Below are 689 nucleotides of genomic sequence, written 5' to 3'. Positions count from 1 at the left end.
ACCATCGGCGGCGACCCGTCCCCACCGCTCGCGCCCCTGACCGCCGACGCGGCCGCGGAAGGCGCGATCGGCGGCTCACAGATCGACGCCATCATCCGCACCCTCGCCCGCATCCCCTCCACCGTCCCCGAAGACAAGATTCGAGACGGCGAAAAGATCCTCGTCGACCTCGCCCGTCATACCGGACCCCGCGCCATCGCCCGAGCCGGACGACGCCTGCTCGACAACCTCGACCCCGACGGGAAAGAACCCCGCAATGAAGATACCAAGGATGTCCGGCCGGAGTTGCGGTTCGTCAAACACCGCGACGGCACCCTCGGCCTCAAGGCGACACTTGACCTCGAAACCTACGCCCGCCTCAAGTCCGACCTCGATCCGATGGCCAAGCCCTATAAAGCCATCAATGGGGTCCGGGACTCCCGCACCCAGGACGAACGCTACGGCGACGCCTTCACCGACTACGTCCGCCTGAAAACCACCAGCCGCAACCTACCCGGCCAAGCAGGGGAAGCCACCCACATCCTCATCACCATGTCCTACGAGGATTTGATCAACGATCTCGGTGAAGCCCACCTGGATCTAGTGGGGCCGATCAGCGCGACCGACGCCCGGATCCTCGCCTGCGACGCCCGTGTCAGACCTGGCGTCCTCGGCACCGCGGGCGAACCCCTCGACATCGGCCGATCGAA

The 689-nt window shown here is 66.0% G+C and carries 1 protein-coding gene; it reads left to right on the top strand.

Annotated elements, in window-relative coordinates; translation table 11 throughout:
• The coding region (locus ACFOSH_RS42390; RefSeq protein WP_378247190.1) for a DUF222 domain-containing protein at window positions 1-689 on the top strand (689 nt) is incomplete at both ends.

The sequence above is a fragment of the Amycolatopsis speibonae genome, assembly GCF_042647925.1.
Lineage (GTDB): Bacteria > Actinomycetota > Actinomycetes > Mycobacteriales > Pseudonocardiaceae > Amycolatopsis > Amycolatopsis speibonae.
Note: the sequence above shows the minus strand (reverse complement) of the source record. Positions and strands in the feature narration are given on the sequence as shown.